Raw genomic sequence first — 16,966 nt, forward strand, 5'->3', positions numbered from 1 at the left:
CGGGCGTCTTAGCCGCCGTGTTCGGCCAGCCAGCGCTCGGCCTCGATCGCCGCCTGGCAACCCATGCCGGCGGCCGTGATGGCCTGACGATAGACGTGGTCTGAGCAATCACCCGCGACGTAGACGCCGGGGATGTTGGTTTGCACCTGGGAGCCCGCCGAGGGCTTGAAGTAGCCGCCCTCGTCCACGTCGATGGCCGGGGTGAACGGGCCGGTGTTGGGAATGTGGCCGATGGCGATGAAGATGCCTTTGACGGGCAGCACGGATTCGACGCCGGTCTTCACATTTTGGATACGCAGGCCGCTGACGGAGTTCTCGGGCACGCCGAGCACTTCAAGCGGAACGCTGTCCCAGACCATCTGGATCTTTTCGTGAGCGACGGCGCGGTCGGCCATGATCTTCGAGGCGCGTAACGAGTCGCGGCGGTGAACGAGGTAAACTTTGCTGGCAAAACGCGTGAGGAAGAGGGCTTCCTCGGCCGCGCTATCGCCGCCACCGAGCACGGCGACCTCCATCTTGCGGTAGAATGCACCATCGCAAGTTGCGCAGGTGGTCACGCCCTTGCCGCCGTAGAGTTCCTTTTCGCCGGGGATGCCGGTCATGCGTGGCGAGGCTCCGGTGGCGATGATCACGGATTTGGCGAAGATGACCTTGTCGCCGAGGACGAGCTTGCGCGGGTGAACGGTGAAATCGACCGACGTGACGAGGGCCTGTTCGAAACGGGTGCCGAAGCGCGTGGCCTGTTCGCGCATGTTTTGGGTGAGCTGGAAACCATCGACGCCGTGCGGGAAGCCGGGGAAATTTTCGACCTCGGAGGTCGTCGTAAGTTGTCCACCGGGGAGCGGGCCCTCGAGCACGAGCGGGTTGAGGTTGGAGCGCGCGGTGTAAATAGCAGCGGTGAGACCGGCGCAGCCGGTGCCGATGATGACGACGTTTTCGATGGAAGCGGACATGGCGTTAAATTGGGAAAGTTACACCAAGCGTCAAACGGGCGGGCCGGACAAGAGGGATTTACGCGCTAACCAGAAAAGCCGGTTTGTAACCTATTAAGTTACAAGCCGGCTTGAGGTGGGTGCGTGCAGGGGCGGGATTTTTTTGGGGCGGTGTGCAGGCTTAGTGGGCGCAGGTGCAGGCGTATTCGGCGTTTTTGCACTCGGGGCAGATCGCAGTGTTTAGCGTGAAGCGGGCGGCGACGGACTTGGCGTCGGGGGTGATCTTAATTTGCACAACCGTGGGGAAGGCGTTGCCGGCGGGGAGCGCGGTATCGGAGAGAAGCACGTTGCCGGTTTTGGTAAACGTGAGCTTGGTGGGGGCGGAGCGTTCGCCGGCGGTCACCACGACGACTTGTTCGGCGGGAGGGACCGGTTTTCCGTCTTCACCGACAAAGGTGATCTGGACCTTGCGCTCGGCGGTCACGAAGAACTCGGCGTGCGGTTCAACGATGGTGAGGAGGCGGCCGCCGTTGGGGCCGGCGACAGTTTGCTCATGGGCCGAAGCGACCGTGGCGGTTAAGGCGAGGGCGGTGAGGGCGAGCAAGTGGATCAGGATGGTTTTCATGTATTTTAGGAGGGAAATTATTTTCGGATTTGGGAATCTGTAATTATTGCGCGGCCGAAGCACCGCGTTGGAGGGCGTGTTCGGCGGCTTTTCGGCCGAAGGTGAAAAACACCAGCGGCGTCACCAGGAAGTCGAGGAGCGTGGACGATACCAAGCCGCCCACGATGACGACTGCCACGGGGTGGAGGATTTCCTTGCCCGGTTGGTCGCCTGCAAGCACGAGCGGGATCAGCGCGATGCCGGCGGCGAGCGCGGTCATGAGCACGGGAACCATGCGCTCAAGCGTGCCGCGGATGACCATTTCGCGGGTGAAGCCTTCGCCTTCGTGTTTCATGAGATGCAGGTAGTGCGAGATCATCATGATGCCGTTGCGTGCGGCGACTCCGCCGACGGCGATGAAACCGACGAGTGTGGCGATGCTGATGTTATCGAGTTTGAGCCACGTGAAAACGAGTCCGCCAACGAGTGCCAGAGGTATGTTGAGCATGACTTGAAGTGCCAGCGACCAGCTCTGGAAATATCCGTAGAGCAGGAAAATGATCACCACAAAGACGACCGTGCTGAAGAGCGCGATGCGTTGCGTGGCGTCTTTTTGCGCCTGGAACTCACCTTCATAAGTAATGAAATAACCCTCGGGTAACGGCACCTTGGCTTTGACCTCGGCTTGCAGGCGTTCGACGCGGGCGCCGACATCGCGGACGGTTGGCTTGATCGCGATGGTGAAACGACGCTGGCTGTTTTCACGAAAGATCACGTTGGGACCGGTCGCCTCGCGCACGTCGGCAACAACGGAGAGTGGCAGACGCTGTCCGGTCACGGTTTCGATGGGCAGGCGGGCGATTTTTTCAGGCGAGTCGCGCCAGGCGAGTGGCAGGCGGATAACGAGATTCACGGCGCGCTGACCTTCGCGGAGTTCAGCGATTACCTTTCCGCCGATGAGGGCGCCGAGTTGCTCATTGAGCGCGCCGGGCGTGACGCCGTAAGCCGTGGCGCGGGCGCGGTCGGCCTCGATACGGAGCTGCGGGATGGTGGCCTGCTGGTCGAGCTTGGCGTCTTCGAAACCGGGAATCGTCCGCGCAACGGTCTGCACCTCGGTGCCAAGACGGCGGAGCGTGTCGAGATCGGGGCCGAACACCTTGATGGCGACCGGAGCCGAAACGCCGCTGAGCATGTGTCCGATGCGATCGGCGAGCGGACCGCCGATGACTGAAAACGTGCCGGGGACGGTTTTGAGGCGGCGATTGAGATCGGCGAGGATTTCGGTGCGCGTGCGGGACGAAGAGCCGTCTGCGGGCGTGCGGAAATCGACGTCAAACTCGGCGGTGGAGACGGGGACGACGTGGTCGCCGCGTTCGGCGCGACCAAGGCGGCGACCGACCTTGCGCACTTCGGGGACGGCGAGGATCTGCATCTCGATGACGTCGGAAATGCGGTTCATTTCTTCAAGTGACGTGCCGGGCGCGGCGGTGACGGCGATGAGCGCAGTTTCTTCTTTGAAGGCAGGCAGGAAGTCCTTGCTCATTTTGGGATAGAGCAGGAACGCGGCGACCATGCCGATGATCACCACGGCGAGGACGGGCAGGGGATAAGCGAGCCCAGCGCGGAGGGACGTGGCGCGCAGAATACGTTTCAACCGCGAGACCAGCCAGCCGTCGATGTGTGCGTGGCCGGGCTTGGGTTTCAATACGAGCGAGCAGAGCACCGGAATGAGCGTGAGTGAGACGACGAACGACGCGGCCATGCTGACGATGGTTGCGATGGCGATCGGGGCGAAAAGCTTTCCTTCGACTCCGCTCAAGGCGAGCAGTGGAAGGAACACGAGGACGATCAGAATGGTCGCGTAGAAGATCGAGCTGCGCACTTCGCCGGACGCGGCGGCGATGACCTGGAGCTTGGGCAGCGGTGTGGTCAGCGCGGCATTTTCGCGGAGGCGGCGGAAGACGTTTTCGACGTCCACGATGGCGTCATCGACGACCATGCCGATGGCGACGGCGAGACCGCCGAGGGTCATGGAGTTCACGGTAATGCCGAAGCGCTGGAACACGAGCAGCGTGATCGCGAAGCTCATGGGGATGGCCATGAGCGTGATGAAGGTCGTGCGCACGTTCAGCAGAAACAGGAACAGGACAATCGTCACCATGATCGCGCCATCGCGAATGGCTTCCTTCAGGTTGCCGATGGCGTGGTCGATGAAATCCTTCTGCTGGAAAAGCGGCACGGTCTCCACGCCTGAGGGCAGTCCAGGCTGCAACTCGGCGAGCGCGGTTTTGATCTGTTCGGTGAGGGCGCGGGTGTCGAATCCGGGGGATTTGGTGACGGACATGATGACGCCGTAGGTGGGCTTTTTTTCCGGCGTCTGGCTCACGGTGGCATCGCCGCGCATGGGCTCGATGCCCCAGGCGACGGTGGCGACATCGGCGAGCGTCACGGGACGGTCGTTGATGTGTTTGATGACGGTGCGGGCGATGTCGCCGAGGTCGGTCGTCATGGCGAGATTGCGCACCATGATTTCGGTGGGGCCGGTGTTGATGAAACCGCCGGTGGTGGTGCTGGCGGCCTCGGCGACGGCGGCTTCGAGTTCTGCGAAACTCACGTCGTGGGCCTGCATGCGGTAAGGATCGGGCTGGACCTCGAGCTGTTTCACGCCGCCGCCCATGTTGAGGATTTCGGCGATGCCGGGAATGCTTTGCAGGCGACGGCGGATGGTCCAATCGGCGATGGAGCGGACCTCGCTGGGCGGCAGGTAGCCGGGCTGGCCTTCCTCGATGGTGGAGCGCACGCCGACGAGGAGAATCTCGCCCATGAGGGACGCGACGGGCGTCATGAAGGGTTGCACGCCGCCGGGGAGTTGTTCACGGGCAGATTGGAGACGCTCCTGCACGAGCACGCGGGCCTGGTAGATGTCGGTGTCCCAGTCGAATTCGGCGTAGACGAGCGACAGCGCGACGTCGGAGTTGGAGCGCAGACGCGTGAGACCGGCGACGCCCATGAGCGCACTTTCGAGCGGCTGGGTGATGCGGGTTTCGACTTCCTCGGGGGCGAGACCGGGCGCCTCGGTGAGGATGATGACGGTGGGCTTGGTGAGATCGGGGAGGACCTCGACGGGAAGGCGCAGACCGGAGTTGAGGCCCAGCACGAGGATGACCAATGAGAGGCCGAGGATGATCGCGCGATGAGCGAGCGACCACTGGATGAGGCGGTTGAGCATGGTCGGTTCCTCAGGCTTTGGCTGAAGGCTTCTTGGCAAAGAGGGTCACCACGAAGGCGACGAAGAAAACGCCGGTGAGAATTTTCCAAATCGGGCTCTCGTGGTGATCGGAGTGTTCATCGCCGTCGTGGGCGTGTCCGTGGTCATCGTCGGAGGTGGCGGCGCCGGATTTGAGTTCGGAGCCGTCGGCGGCGTGGGCATGGCCGTGGGCGGCGTCGAGCGCTTCTTTCAACGACAGCGTGCCTCCGCCGGCGAAGGCGAGCGAGTAGGCCCCTTGCGTTACGACTTCGTCGGCGGGGAGAAGGCCGCTGATGATCTCGACCGATCGGTCATTGCTCTCGCCGATGACGACGGGGGTTTTCACGAAGGCGTTGGGCAGATCGAAGTCCTTCACGTAAACGAAACGAGCGGCCGGTGAACCTTGCAACGCGCTGCGGGGGATGCTGGTGACGTCGGCGCGTCGGGCGGTGACGATGGAGAACTCGGCGCGCATTCCCGGGCGAAGTTTGAGTTCGGGATTCGCGACGCGGAACGCAGCTTCCACGGTGCCGCTGGCCGGATCGGCGAGGACACCGAGATGTTCCAATTCGGCGGGGAAGGTTTCGCCGGAAGCAGCGGCGACGGTTATGTGCGCGCGTTGCCCGCGTTTGAGGCGGCCGGCGAGGTGCTCGGGCACGCGGGCGAGCGCATAGACCTTGGTGAGATCGAGGATCTCCGCGAGAGACTTGTCGGGGTCAACGGATTCGCCGGTCACGACATTGACGCTACTCACGAGGCCGGTGATGGGAGCGGTGAGTTCGATTGTGGGCGGCGGGTTGCCGATCTGGCGGCTCTCGACGACGAAGGCGACATCGCCCTTGGTGATGGCGTGATCGTGTTTGAGGCGGACCTCGACTGCGCGTCCGGCGATGCGACTGCTGATGACGGCGCGGTTGCCGGGATAGACCTCGATGCGACCGAGGGCGAAAGTCGTCTCCTCGAAATCACCGGGCTCGACGACCACGGTTTGAATGCGGAGGTTTTTCACGCCGGTCTCATCGAGGACGACGGTGTTGGCGCGCCGAGCGGCGGAGTCGGCTGCGTGCAAAGGTGACGTCAGCGATGTGACGAGAACGAGTGCGGAAGTGAATGCGGAGAGTTTCATCGGGACGAAAGGAGTGCTGTGGTCAGAGGGAAGGCGGGATCGGTCAGGGCTTCGACGCGCACGAGGGCCGAAGCGGAAGCGGTCTCGGCATCGAGGATCTCGCGACGGAGGACGGTGTGAGCGCGTTGGGCTTCGAGCACGCCGAGGAGCGGAAGTTCGCCCTGGGCGTAGGCGTGGCGGACAAGGGCGAGCGCTTCTTCGGTGGCGGGGAGCGCATCGGTGCGCAGGTCGCGCGCGATGGAGCGCGAAATCTGCAGATCCTGCCACGCGGCTGAGAACGAGGCGCGCAACGCGGCGTCGATCACACGAGTGGCTTGCTCGGCACCGGCGAGGGTTTCGCGGGCGGCGCGGATGTTGCCCTGGTTCTGGCTACGGAAAGGAAGCGGAATCGACACACCGGCGACCAGACCCGCATCGGAATTTTCTCGGAGAAAACGCACGCCTCCGCCGACCGTGATGTCTTGCGCGTTTTTGGATTGGGCGAGCTGGAGTGAGGCGCGATGGCTGGAAATGGTGGCTTGTTGAAGCGCGAAACGCGGGTGAGTCGTGAGCTTGGCGAGCAACGTCTCGGCGGCGGGTAACTCATCGGGCATCCGCAGTGTGCCGGCGAGCGTGGTCACGTCGGTCGCAGTCCCGCCCCAAATCGTCGCGAGGGCGGCGCGAGCCTGCGTAAGGGTCGACTCGGCGCGGGCATGATCGGCGCGCGCGGTGGCGAGAGCGGCGCGGGCGCGGGCGGATTCCGCGGTGGAGGCGACGGCGGCTTTCACGCGCGCGGCGACGGCGTCGGTGGTTTCGCGGGCGAGATCGAGCGACGCGGTGGACAACGCGAGGCGTTCCTGTGCGGCGAGCACGTCGATGTAGGCGGCGACGGTGGAGGCGAGCACTTCGGCGCGGCGCACGGTAAACTCGTGGTCGGCGACCTCGCGTTCACGGCGGGCAACGCTGAGGCGCTTGGCTCGTTTGCCGCCACGCTCAAACGTTTGGCTGGCCTGCACGGTGGTTTCAATGGAGTCGACGCCGCGGAGAGCACCGGTGCCGGCGAAGTTTTCCGCGGTGACATCAAGCGTGGGGTTGGGACGCACACCGGCCTGCTCGATCAGAGCCTCGGCGGCGCGCCGCGTGGAATCCTGCGCATGCAGCGAAGGGTTTTGTTCGTCGGCGCGGCGAAGCGCATCGGCAAGTGAGAGCTGTTGCGCGGACAAAGGGCCGGCGGTGCAAAGAAGGAGTGATCCGCACAAATGGCGGAGTCGTGAAAAGCAGAACATGGTGAGTTGAGGACAACGGACACGGGTGGGTGAAATGGCCGCAAACGACGCGCGCAGGCGTCATTCGGCCAGAATCAGGCAAGCGATCCGTCCGCGCAGGGACGGATCAAGCCACGCAATCGGGAGCGCGGACGGGCAAGGCCGTGCGGCGGATAAACTGCCAGGTGCGATGCAGTGCCTGAAGCTCAGGCGGATCGCCGGCGAGTGAAACGGGTTCGCTCTCCACCAGCACGGGTGCGATGAGCAAACTCAGCAGACAAAATTCAAAGGAGACGGGCGGCGGCAGAACGCGCAGGCTAGAGGCGTTCTTAAGGTAAGAAGCGTCCTCGATGGACTGGCAGGCGTCCTGGTTACAGATCTCGGCGCAGGCCGATTCGTGATGTTCGCCGAAATTAAAAAGTTCCAATCCGGCGGCCTCCAAATCACAGTGTTGCGTCGCTGGCAGCCAGAGGGCCAGCAGGACAAACGCGGCGAATTTGAAGAAAATCTTCACGAGGCGTTAAGTGGTCGCGGACCTGAACGGTGTCAAGGCTCTCACCAGCCGAACTGGCGCTTGATGCGGAGCGGCTCGTAAAGATCAGGCGAGAGTTCGGTGATGAAACGGCTGGGCGTAAGCAGGAGTCCGCCGGGGCCAGCGCGCGTGGCGACTTTCGGGTAACAAATGTAGAGCTCGTTCTTCGCGCGGGTGACGGCGACATAGAACAAACGGCGCTCTTCCTCGACGTCGTCTGCCTCGATGGCGCGGCGTCCGGGGAACATGCCATCGGCGACGCCGATCACGAAGACGATGTCGAACTCGAGGCCCTTCGATTGGTGGACAGTCGTGAGTTTCACAGTGTCGGGCGGGACATCGACGTGTTTCTCGCTGGTCTCGCCGTTCATGAGCGAAATCTGCGAAAGCATTTCCTCGATGTCGTCGAAGCGAGAGGCGAAACCGATGAGTGCCTTCAACTCCTCCATGCGGTCGATGTAGTCGGCGTATTCGCCCTTCATGTAGTCGGCATACCAGCCGTCGATGGCGGTGGAGATGACCGACTCGGGTTTGCCGGTGCGCATGACGTCGGAGATCTGTTTGAGCGAAGCGGTGAAGCTGGCCCACTCGTCCTTGGCGTCTTTGGAGACCTTGGTCTTCACGTCGTCGGTCGCGAGGGCGTCCACGAAGTCGCGTTGCATGAGCTTCGCGTGATCGTAGGCGGCGGCGTAGATTTTTTGCGCGCCCTTGTCACCGACCTTGGGAAGGAGGACGGCGATGCGGTTCCAGGCGGATTCGTTGCGCGGGTTGGCGACGAATTGCACGAAGGCGATCAAGTCGCGCACATGCTGGCGCTCGAAGAACTTCACTCCACTGGTGATCTGGTAGGGAATGCCGGCGCGGGAGAAGGCGAGCTGGATTTCGAGTGCGTGGAAATGCGAGCGATAGAGAATGGCGATCTCCCCGGGGGCGACGCCTTCTTCCTCGATGAGGTTGCGCGTGCGTTTGAGGATGAAGTCGGCCTGCTCGCGGTCGTCGATGGTTTGGACGACCATGGGCCGTTGTCCGTTCTTACGGGCGGCGCGCAGTTCCTTTTCGAAGTGACGGCCCTTGGGCTGGGCGTCGAGAACACCGTTGGCGAGGTTCAGGATCTGCGGAGTCGAGCGGTAGTTGGTCTCGATGCGGTGGATGACCGTGCCGGGGTGGCGGTCTTCGAACGTCATGAGATTTTCGAAATCGGCGCCGCGCCAGGAGTAGATGCATTGCGCGTCGTCACCGACGGCCATGACCTGATGATGGCCGGCGAGGGCGTCCACGATCTGGGACTGGATCGTGTTGGTGTCCTGATATTCGTCCACGAGGACGTGGCGGAAACGGTTGGCGAAGTAGGCGGCGACGTCGGGGGCTTTTTTGAGCAGCTCAAGCCAGAGCTCAAGCAGGTCGTCGTAATCGAGCACATCCTGGGCGCGCTTCTTCGCGGCGTAGGCGGCGGCGAAGGGCGGGAGCATGTGCTTGATTTCTGAATACTGGGGGAAGTAACGCTCGACGGTCTCGTCGATCGGTTTCTGGGTATTGCGCGCGAGGGAGAGCACGCTGAAGAGCGGGCCGGGCTTGGGGTTGGTCTTATCTTTGAAGAACAGCTTGTTCTCGGTTTCGACGACCTGCTTGAGGAGCGATTCGGATTCGTCGGCGTCGAGGATGGTGAAATTCTTGGGAAGACCGATGGCGTCACCGTAGATGCGGAGCGCGCGGTTGCCGATCGAGTGAAACGTGCCGCCCCAGAAACGGCCGGGCTCGACGCCGGTGAGATCGTGGACGCGATGGAGCATCTCCTTGGCGGCCTTGTTGGTGAACGTGAGAAGCAGGATCTCGGCGGGGCGGACGCCCTTGGAGAGCAGGTAGGCGACGCGGTAGGTGAGCGTGCGGGTCTTGCCGGAACCGGCGCCGGCGAGGATGAGCAATGGACCGGGCTCGGCGGTGACGGCGGCGAATTGCTCGTCGTTGAGGGACGCGCGGAAATCGATGGGCGGGACGCCGGAGTGGGCGGAGCGGTCGTGGTGATCGAAGGAGTGGTCCATGCGCGAGTGGGTCAGGCTTTGGGAAAAGACGGGGGAGGCAAAGAATTTTAATGATTCTCTAAGAAACTCGCGACTGGTTCGTCAGTCTGATGAAACCACTGATCCCCTTATTCCCATGAAAACCCTCGCTTTGTTTAGTGCTTTTATCGCGTTGCTACCCCTGTCGCTGACCGCGGGGCCGGCGTTGACCATTTATAACCAGAATTTCGCCGTGGTGCGGGAGACGATCCCGTTCGACCTGAAGTCGGGCGTGAACCTGGTGAACTTCTCCGGTGTGACCACGCAGGTGGAGCCGGATTCGGTGGTGTTGCGCGATGCGTCGGGCAAGTTGGCTCTGCGCATCCTCGAACAAAGTTACCGCGCTGATGCGGCGTCGCAGGGTCTCCTGCTCGCGATGAACGAGGGGAAAGAGCTAGATTTCATCGTGCGGGATAAGGATGCGAAGGAATATCTCGTGAAGGGCCGCGTGATCCGCAGCGGTTACAAGGCGGGTGGCGAGGCTTCGACTCCGATCATCGAGGTGGACGGTAAATTGCGGTTCTCGCTGCCGGGGCAGCCGATTTTTCCGTCGCTGGGTGACGATGCGATTTTGCAGCCGACGCTGGCTTGGCAGGTGAACGTGGAGAAGGATGCCAAGCTGGATGCGGAGTTGGGTTATGTCACCGGCGGCATGAGTTGGCAGGCGGCGTATAACTTTGTCGCGCCGGAAAAGGGCGATCAGGTGGATATCGTCGGCTGGGTGACCGTCGTGAATAACACCGGCAAGCAATTCACCGATGCGTCGATCAAGCTGATGGCGGGGGATGTGAACCGCGTGCAACCGCAGTCGCCGACAATGCGGAGAGACGGAATGGTGATGGCGATGGCGGTTGCGCGACAAGAAGACGTCACTGAGAAGTCCTTTGACGAATTTCATCTTTATTCACTGCCGCGCAACGTCACCTTGCGCGATCAAGAGACCAAGCAGGTCGAGTTTATCCGCGCGAAGGGCGTGACGGCTCCGCAGCTCTACATTTTTGATCAGCAAAAATACGGCGCGAAGGTGGCGACCGTTCGCGAGTTTAAAAACATCAAGGAAAATGGCGGTCTCGGCCTGCCGTTGCCGAAGGGACGCACGCGGTTTTATCGTCAGGACTCGGCGGACGGTCGTCTGGAGTTTGTGGGTGAAAATAACATCGACCACACCGCGAAGAACGAGACGGTGCGCATCTATACCGGAGACGTGTTCGACATCGTGGTCGAACGTAAGGCGACCGACACAAAGATGAGTTCGCGTAACGATTTCCGCGAAGAGGCGTTCGAGGTCACCCTGCGCAACCGCAAGTCGGACACCGTTGAGGTCCGCATCAGCGAGCACTTTTATCAGTGGCCTAACTGGTCGCTGATCGAACAGTCCGACCCATCCGAGAAAACCGATGCGAGCACCGCCGAATTCCGCGTGAAGCTGAAACCAGACGAGGAAAAGAAGGTCACGTATCGGGTGCGCTACGATTGGAAGTGATTTGCCGCTGGCGGCTTGCCTGAGGCTGCGGCCTCGGGCAAGTTCGCTGGCAATGAAAACTCTGCGCTGGGTATTGGCGGTTGGGTTAAGTGTATCGGCGGCTTTTGCCGCTTGGAAAAAGGACGATCGCGTCGAGGCGATGTCCTACGGGAGCTGGTATCTGGCAAAGGTCATCGAGATCGAGGAGACGCGTTGGAAGGTCACCTATGATGGTTACACCAGCAGTTCGGACGAATGGTTGCCGGCAGAAAAGATTCGGGATTTGCCCAAGGTTGCTTGGAAAACGGGCGATCGTATCGAGGCGTATTCCGCCGGGAAATGGTATGGCGGGAAAATCGTTGAATCCGCGCCGAACCGTTGGAAGGTCACCTACGACGGCTACGCGAGCAATTGGGACGAGTGGTTGAAAGTTGACCGTATCAGGATGCCGGGCGCAGCGGCGGCGGGTGCAGACGGGCAGCCGGTCGCGACCGTTGATCCCAAGGCGAAGAGCTTTGACTGGCCGGCGCGTCCCGACGGCGCGAAGGGCGGACTGCAAGGCGCGTGGTTGCGCATGGAGACGTATTATTGGAACGGCAGCCTGAGCTTAAGCAGTTACGGATGGTTCTTCACCAAGAGCGGACGCGTCAGCCGCGCGCCCGGCGGCGGTTTCAATTTTTCCGACTTCGAGAAAACGGCCAAGGCGGGCAAGGAGGACGGTGTGTATTGGATAACCGGTGACAAGATCACGATCCGTTGGGCGGATGGTTCGAAGGACTGGGAATATTCATTCGAGAAAAAAGGAAACGAACTTTGGCTGGATGGAACCGGTGCCACGCCGGTCGAGGGCTTCAAGACGGGCTGGCGGCTCGACGGTGAATACGAAGGTGGCGCGTCTCTCGGAGGCGGGACGCTCGCTTCATCGAGCACGGTGGTTTTTCGCAAAGACGGCACGTTTGCCCGCTCCTCGATCTCGTCGTTTAAATCAGGCGACACGACCCAGATTTCCGGCGGCTCACAAAGCGCGTCGGCCGGCACCTATGAGTTTAACGGGCACACGCTCACCCTCACGCCCAACGACGCCGCCGCAACCCGCTACACGGTGTTTGGTTTTGGCGACAAAGACTCCGAGGGATGTCCCGAATATATTTACCGCGACGGCACGATGATGCGTAATCAAGCGATGAAGAAGGCCTCCAAATGAAAATCCACTGGTTTCAACATGTCCCGTTTGAAGGACTCGGCGCGATCGAAGGCTGGCTGACCGCCCGTGGTCATACGCTGACGTGCACGCGTTTTTATGCGGGAGAATCCGCGCCGGCGACAGTCGATGGATTCGACTGGTTGATCGTGATGGGCGGGCCGATGAACATTTATCAATACCGGGATCACCCGTGGTTGCGCGCCGAGAAACGAGTCATTCGCGACGCGGTGGCCGCGGGCAAGCGCGTGCTGGGCATCTGCCTGGGGGCGCAACTCATCGCCGATGCGCTGGGTGGTAAAGTTTATCAAAACGCGCAGAAGGAGATCGGCTGGTTTCCGGTGATGGCGGTGCCCGAGGGCAACCTGTCGCCGTTTGCTTTTCCTGAAACCACCCCGGTGCTGCACTGGCATGGTGACACCTTTTCGCTTCCGCCGGGTGGAGTCTGGCTGGCGCGCAGCGAGGGCTGTGAGAACCAGGCATTTGCCATCGGGACGCGCGTTCTGGGTTTACAGTTTCATCTGGAGATGACGCCAGTGGAGGTGGCGCGAATCGTCGTGGAGTGCGCCGATGAGTTGGTTCCGGCGCGTTACATCCAGTCCGCTGAGATCATCACGGGAGCGGGGGCGCAGCCGGAAGCGGAAGTGTTGCTGGTCTCACTGCTTTCCAAGCTGGAAGCGGGTTAAGCAGCGGATGTTGGCGGGTTCATCCGGCGGGCTCCCTACCGGACGGATAAAACATCGCCTGATGCCGAGACGGCGGGCTTTTCCTTATTCTGCACAGAATATGAAAGTCTTTTTGCGTTTGCTCACGCTGGCCGGCGTCGGTTTTTGGATGGTCCTGACATCGCCAGGTGCGGCTGAAACTGCCGCTGAAGCGAATGCGCAACAATTAATCGCACCGGAAGCAGGAACCTCGGCGGAGTTTAATCCTGCGGCGCCCAAACTAAGTCGCAGTGATAAGCGCTTCATCAAAAAATACACCGCCAGCTCAGGGCACTCGATAGCGATTTCAAAGCAGGCGGTGACGCGTGCGGTCCATGCCGATGTTCGGGCATATGCAGAAACGGTCGTGAACACGGAGGAGCTCATTACTGGCGAACTTGTCGTGCTGGCGCGACGTCGCGGTGGCGAAGCGGCCATTGGGCACACGCGCTCGGTTGCCGTGGAGAAACTCACGAAGAAATCAATCGATGCTTATGATGAAGCCTATCTCAAGGAGGTCATGGGTGCTCACAAAACCGCCATCGCTCTCCTCGAAAAAGCTGTGACATCAAGCGACACGTATGTCGCGGCGTTTGCGGTGCAATACCTGGCCGTGATGCGCGACCACTTGGCGCGTGCCCGGCAAATTGAAAAAATGTTAAATTAACACTCCCATGAAGCCTTCTTCACGGCGCAAGCCCCAGATGACCTCTGAACCGTCGTTGCCATTCTCGTCGGAAAAGCAACGTCCTCCGGGTCTTGAAAGTAAACTGGATCCCGCGCCACGTTGGCAGGCCTCGCGATATCGTGCGTCCGACAAATTGAAGGGCAAAGTGGCGCTGATCACCGGGGGTGATTCAGGGATCGGACACGCCGTGGCTTTTTTGTATGCGAGGGAAGGGGCGGATATCGCCATCAGCTTTCTTCCGGTTGAACGCACCGATGCGGAGATAACTAAAAATGCGGTGGAAGCCACGGGGCGACGCTGTCTGCTCCTGCCGGCGGACCTGTCACGAGCGCCTGCGTGTCGTCGGGTAATTGAACGAGTCATGAAGACTTTCGGGCGTCTGGATATTCTTGTTTCCAATGCCGCGCACCAGATGCGTAAGAAATCCTTGGAAGCGGTGACGGACGCCGAGTTTGATCTCACTTTTAAGACGAATGTTTATGCGTGCTTTTGGCTGGTGAAGGCGGCCTTGCCGCACCTTAAGCCGGGAGCGGCGATCATCGTGACAAGCTCTGAAACCGGTATTTTCGGTTCTCAAAAATTGTTCGATTATTCGGCGACCAAGGGCGCGCTCAATGCCTTTACCAAGGCGCTTTCAATGGATCTTATTCCCCGTGGGATTCGTGTGAATGCCATCGCGCCCGGCCCTGTGTGGACGCCGCTCAATCCTTCCGATCCCGGGCTGTCACCCAAGAAGACGGCTCAATTCGGTAAAAATAATCCGATGGGCCGCCCGGCGCAGCCCGAGGAGTTGGCGCCCGGTTATGTGTTTCTGGCGTCCGATGCGGACTCATCCTATATCACCGGAATCGTTCTGCCCATCATGGGTGGCGAGACCACCGGCGGTTGATTTTATTCAAGCAGCCGCTGGCCTGAGCTCGACGGTGAAAACGCTGCCCACGCCTTCTTTCGAATCGAGGGTGATGTTGCCTCCCAGATCATGCACGGCATCGAGGGCGATCGATAGCCCTAGACCGGTGCCGGCCGTCAGGTTTTCATCAAGGCGGACAAACGGCGCGAAAATAGTTTGGGTATTCGCGGCACTGATACCGCGGCCATTGTCTTTGATGTGGAGGCGCACGCCATCAGCCGATTCATCCGACCAGATTTCTACCTGAGGAAGGCGGTCAGCGGGCACGTATTTCACTGCATTGACCACGAGGTTGGAAATGATTTGGAGCAACGGCACGTAACGGCCCGAGACAACATGGAGAACCTCTCGCTTCGTAATGGAGGCAGCGCGCTCATCGAGTAATGCCTGGGAAAGCTCAAGTGCGTCAGAAACGACTTCGTTCAGATCCACGGCATGTTGCGCGGCGGGAGCGGATTTGGCGGCTTCGCGGGAGCGGCCGAGGATGTCGGCGGCGAGGGTTTCCACTTTGGTGGCGGCGCGCACGATGCGGTCAACGTAAGCGCGTCCCTCGTCGTTGAGGACGCCGCATTCGCCGGTCGTGAGCATTTCGACGAAAGACTTAATGGTGCGCAACGGACCGCCCACGTCGTGGGACAGGTTGATTGAAGACGCGCGAAATGCATTCAACGCCTGGTGGAGGCTGGCGGTGCGTTGCTCCACTTTCTTCTCAAGAAAGTCGGAGAGCCTGCGCTGGTCGTCGTAAACGCGTTCGAGCATGCGCTGCTGGGTGGCTTGGGATTGAGCGAGCCAGTCCCAGACGCTTTCCATGGTGACGATTCCAAGATAGCGGCCGTCGCTTTGCTCGACGATGAGCACGCGGTTGTGATCGGAACCGAGATCGGCGATAATCGCCTCCGAAGGTGCATCACCGGCAATGCGTTTCAACGGGGTATCGATGATGAGGTCGGAGAAAATGCGATGGCCCGCATTGGTCAGACCGTGGGTGCCGGCGAGAGGAATAAGGCCCTCAAAAACACCGGTCCTTTCATCCGTGATGACGCAATAGTGTGCGCGGTTGAGCCGCAATGAATCGGCCACGTCTGCCAGACGTTGCTCGGGATGCACGACCACCACACGCGTGCTGAGAAGATTTTTTGCAGTGGTGGCGGACATAAAAACGGGGTTACAACGAATCCTCGATCACGAGCTCGATATCGATATCGAGCATGAGGAGTTCGTTGTCGGTCATCACGGGCTTGATACGATCCATGATGAATTTCAGCATGCGTTCCTTGCCGAGTTTGCGCACGACGGAAGAGCGCAGAATCACGTCCTGGATGATATCGTCCTTCGGAATGACGAAGCGTTCAAATTTCTCATTGGTCATGAGACGAAGGGTGCGAGTCATGGCTTCGCCGCCGATCGCCGCGTCACGCCCGATGACGATGCCGTCTTTGATCGGGGGGATCTCAAGTGCCTTCACGCGCACACGAATCATTTGCTCGGCGGTTCCGGCCGGAAGCGATTGTTGGGCGGAACGCTGGGTGGGTTTCGACATAGAGCTCGCAGCCTTTTGCGAGCGCTTGCGTAAGTCCAGCTTCGAGGGGACAGCCGTCGAGATCTCGGTGAGAACGAACGGCGCCTTCCCTGTTTTTGCCGAAGGCGTGGCCCGTTTGGTAGCGGGGGCGCGGGGCGCAGGGTTAGAAGGCTTCTTGTTCACACGTTAATCTAGCACTGAATGGGGGGGGGCGAAATAGGGGATTTTACGGCTGTATGCGTGGTGCATTACAACCTGACGGCTTAATACATAGCTCAACCGCGAGCGGGGTGATGCGGTTTTCGGAAGGAACTCCATTTGCGTTTTGCCCAGCGCCACAGGCGGTGCAGGACGAGTTCGTTCTTATCCAGAACCCGCGCGGCCGCCCACCACTGTGAGGCGACCAATGCACCTGAAAGAATAAAGAAGACGAAAGCCGGCCCGGGGATGAAGACGAGCACGACGCCGATCGCGGCGGATACGATGGCCAGTATAATAACAACAACCCGTATCCAACCGCCGGTGATGCCGTGAGCCTTGGCGCGCTTGTGTTCGTTCCGGAAGCGTTTTCCGGGACGGTCATTTTTCATTTTCGTAAGGTCGTCCTTTACCTTGTTGATCATGAGGCGACAGACCGGCTCGGGACTAACCGGTGCCAACTGCTGCAAAACTAATTTTACGCATCCCCCATGGTTGTTGCGTTTTGCAAAGGCTGTTTGAGCGAAGCGGGCGGGTTGCAC

At 60.7% G+C, this 16,966-nt stretch carries 15 protein-coding genes; 5 read left to right on the forward strand and 10 right to left on the reverse strand.

Translation table 11 applies throughout. The features are described 5' to 3' along the window. Window positions 1-8 precede the first annotated feature (8 nt). From trxB to FPL22_RS15050, 7 genes are all read right to left on the reverse strand, one after another. Complete coding sequence (trxB, locus tag FPL22_RS15020) at window positions 9-953, reverse strand: thioredoxin-disulfide reductase (protein ID WP_144353800.1); 945 nt, start codon at window positions 951-953, stop codon at window positions 9-11. A 160-nt stretch (window positions 954-1,113) separates the two neighbouring features. Beyond that, on the reverse strand, window positions 1,114-1,557 hold the full coding sequence (locus tag FPL22_RS15025; RefSeq protein WP_144353801.1) for a hypothetical protein: 444 nt from the start codon (window positions 1,555-1,557) through the stop codon (window positions 1,114-1,116). A gap of 43 nt (window positions 1,558-1,600) precedes the next feature. Further along, window positions 1,601-4,765 (reverse strand): efflux RND transporter permease subunit, encoded by a 3,165-nt coding sequence (locus tag FPL22_RS15030; RefSeq protein WP_144353802.1) that lies wholly within the window; start codon window positions 4,763-4,765, stop codon window positions 1,601-1,603. A 10-nt stretch (window positions 4,766-4,775) separates the two neighbouring features. Further along, on the reverse strand, window positions 4,776-5,909 hold the full coding sequence (locus FPL22_RS15035; RefSeq protein ID WP_144353803.1) for an efflux RND transporter periplasmic adaptor subunit: 1,134 nt from the start codon (window positions 5,907-5,909) through the stop codon (window positions 4,776-4,778). After that, window positions 5,906-7,111, reverse strand: coding sequence for a TolC family protein (locus FPL22_RS15040; RefSeq protein ID WP_162525325.1), 1,206 nt, complete (start codon window positions 7,109-7,111; stop codon window positions 5,906-5,908). The genes FPL22_RS15035 and FPL22_RS15040 overlap by 4 nt, the downstream gene beginning before the upstream one ends. Window positions 7,112-7,280: 169 nt before the next feature. Next, window positions 7,281-7,667, reverse strand: a complete 387-nt coding sequence (locus FPL22_RS15045) for a hypothetical protein (RefSeq protein WP_144353805.1) — start codon at window positions 7,665-7,667, stop codon at window positions 7,281-7,283. A gap of 41 nt (window positions 7,668-7,708) precedes the next feature. After that, complete coding sequence (locus FPL22_RS15050) at window positions 7,709-9,724, reverse strand: ATP-dependent helicase (RefSeq protein WP_144353806.1); 2,016 nt, start codon at window positions 9,722-9,724, stop codon at window positions 7,709-7,711. Between the two features lie 115 nt (window positions 9,725-9,839). On the opposite strand from FPL22_RS15050, the gene FPL22_RS15055 reads away from it, so the two are divergent. The 5 genes from FPL22_RS15055 to FPL22_RS15075 all read left to right on the forward strand — a co-directional run bounded on the left by FPL22_RS15055 (window position 9,840) and on the right by FPL22_RS15075 (window position 14,686). Then, window positions 9,840-11,225 carry a DUF4139 domain-containing protein gene (locus FPL22_RS15055; RefSeq protein ID WP_144353807.1) on the forward strand — a complete coding sequence of 462 codons (1,386 nt, stop codon included), beginning with the start codon at window positions 9,840-9,842 and terminating at the stop codon, window positions 11,223-11,225. Window positions 11,226-11,277: 52 nt separating this feature from the next. Next, a complete protein-coding gene (locus FPL22_RS15060; RefSeq protein WP_144353808.1) occupies window positions 11,278-12,408 on the forward strand; it encodes an agenet domain-containing protein in 1,131 nt (376 codons plus the stop codon). Beyond that, window positions 12,405-13,091, forward strand: coding sequence for a type 1 glutamine amidotransferase (locus tag FPL22_RS15065; protein ID WP_144353809.1), 687 nt, complete (start codon window positions 12,405-12,407; stop codon window positions 13,089-13,091). The genes FPL22_RS15060 and FPL22_RS15065 overlap by 4 nt, the downstream gene beginning before the upstream one ends. A gap of 100 nt (window positions 13,092-13,191) precedes the next feature. Next, window positions 13,192-13,776 (forward strand): DUF4142 domain-containing protein, encoded by a 585-nt coding sequence (locus FPL22_RS15070; RefSeq protein WP_162525326.1) that lies wholly within the window; start codon window positions 13,192-13,194, stop codon window positions 13,774-13,776. 7 nt (window positions 13,777-13,783) lie between these two features. After that, on the forward strand, window positions 13,784-14,686 hold the full coding sequence (locus FPL22_RS15075) for an SDR family oxidoreductase (RefSeq protein WP_144353811.1): 903 nt from the start codon (window positions 13,784-13,786) through the stop codon (window positions 14,684-14,686). A gap of 6 nt (window positions 14,687-14,692) precedes the next feature. On the opposite strand, the gene FPL22_RS15080 is transcribed toward FPL22_RS15075, so the two are convergent. The 3 genes from FPL22_RS15080 to FPL22_RS15090 all read right to left on the reverse strand — a co-directional run bounded on the left by FPL22_RS15080 (window position 14,693) and on the right by FPL22_RS15090 (window position 16,966). Next, a complete protein-coding gene (locus tag FPL22_RS15080) occupies window positions 14,693-15,862 on the reverse strand; it encodes a sensor histidine kinase (RefSeq protein ID WP_144353812.1) in 1,170 nt (389 codons plus the stop codon). A 10-nt stretch (window positions 15,863-15,872) separates the two neighbouring features. Beyond that, a complete protein-coding gene (locus tag FPL22_RS15085; protein ID WP_144353813.1) occupies window positions 15,873-16,247 on the reverse strand; it encodes a hypothetical protein in 375 nt (124 codons plus the stop codon). 254 nt (window positions 16,248-16,501) lie between these two features. Continuing rightward, on the reverse strand, window positions 16,502-16,966 hold the full coding sequence (locus FPL22_RS15090; RefSeq protein WP_144353814.1) for a hypothetical protein: 465 nt from the start codon (window positions 16,964-16,966) through the stop codon (window positions 16,502-16,504).

This window comes from Rariglobus hedericola (assembly GCF_007559335.1).
Classification (GTDB): domain Bacteria; phylum Verrucomicrobiota; class Verrucomicrobiia; order Opitutales; family Opitutaceae; genus Rariglobus; species Rariglobus hedericola.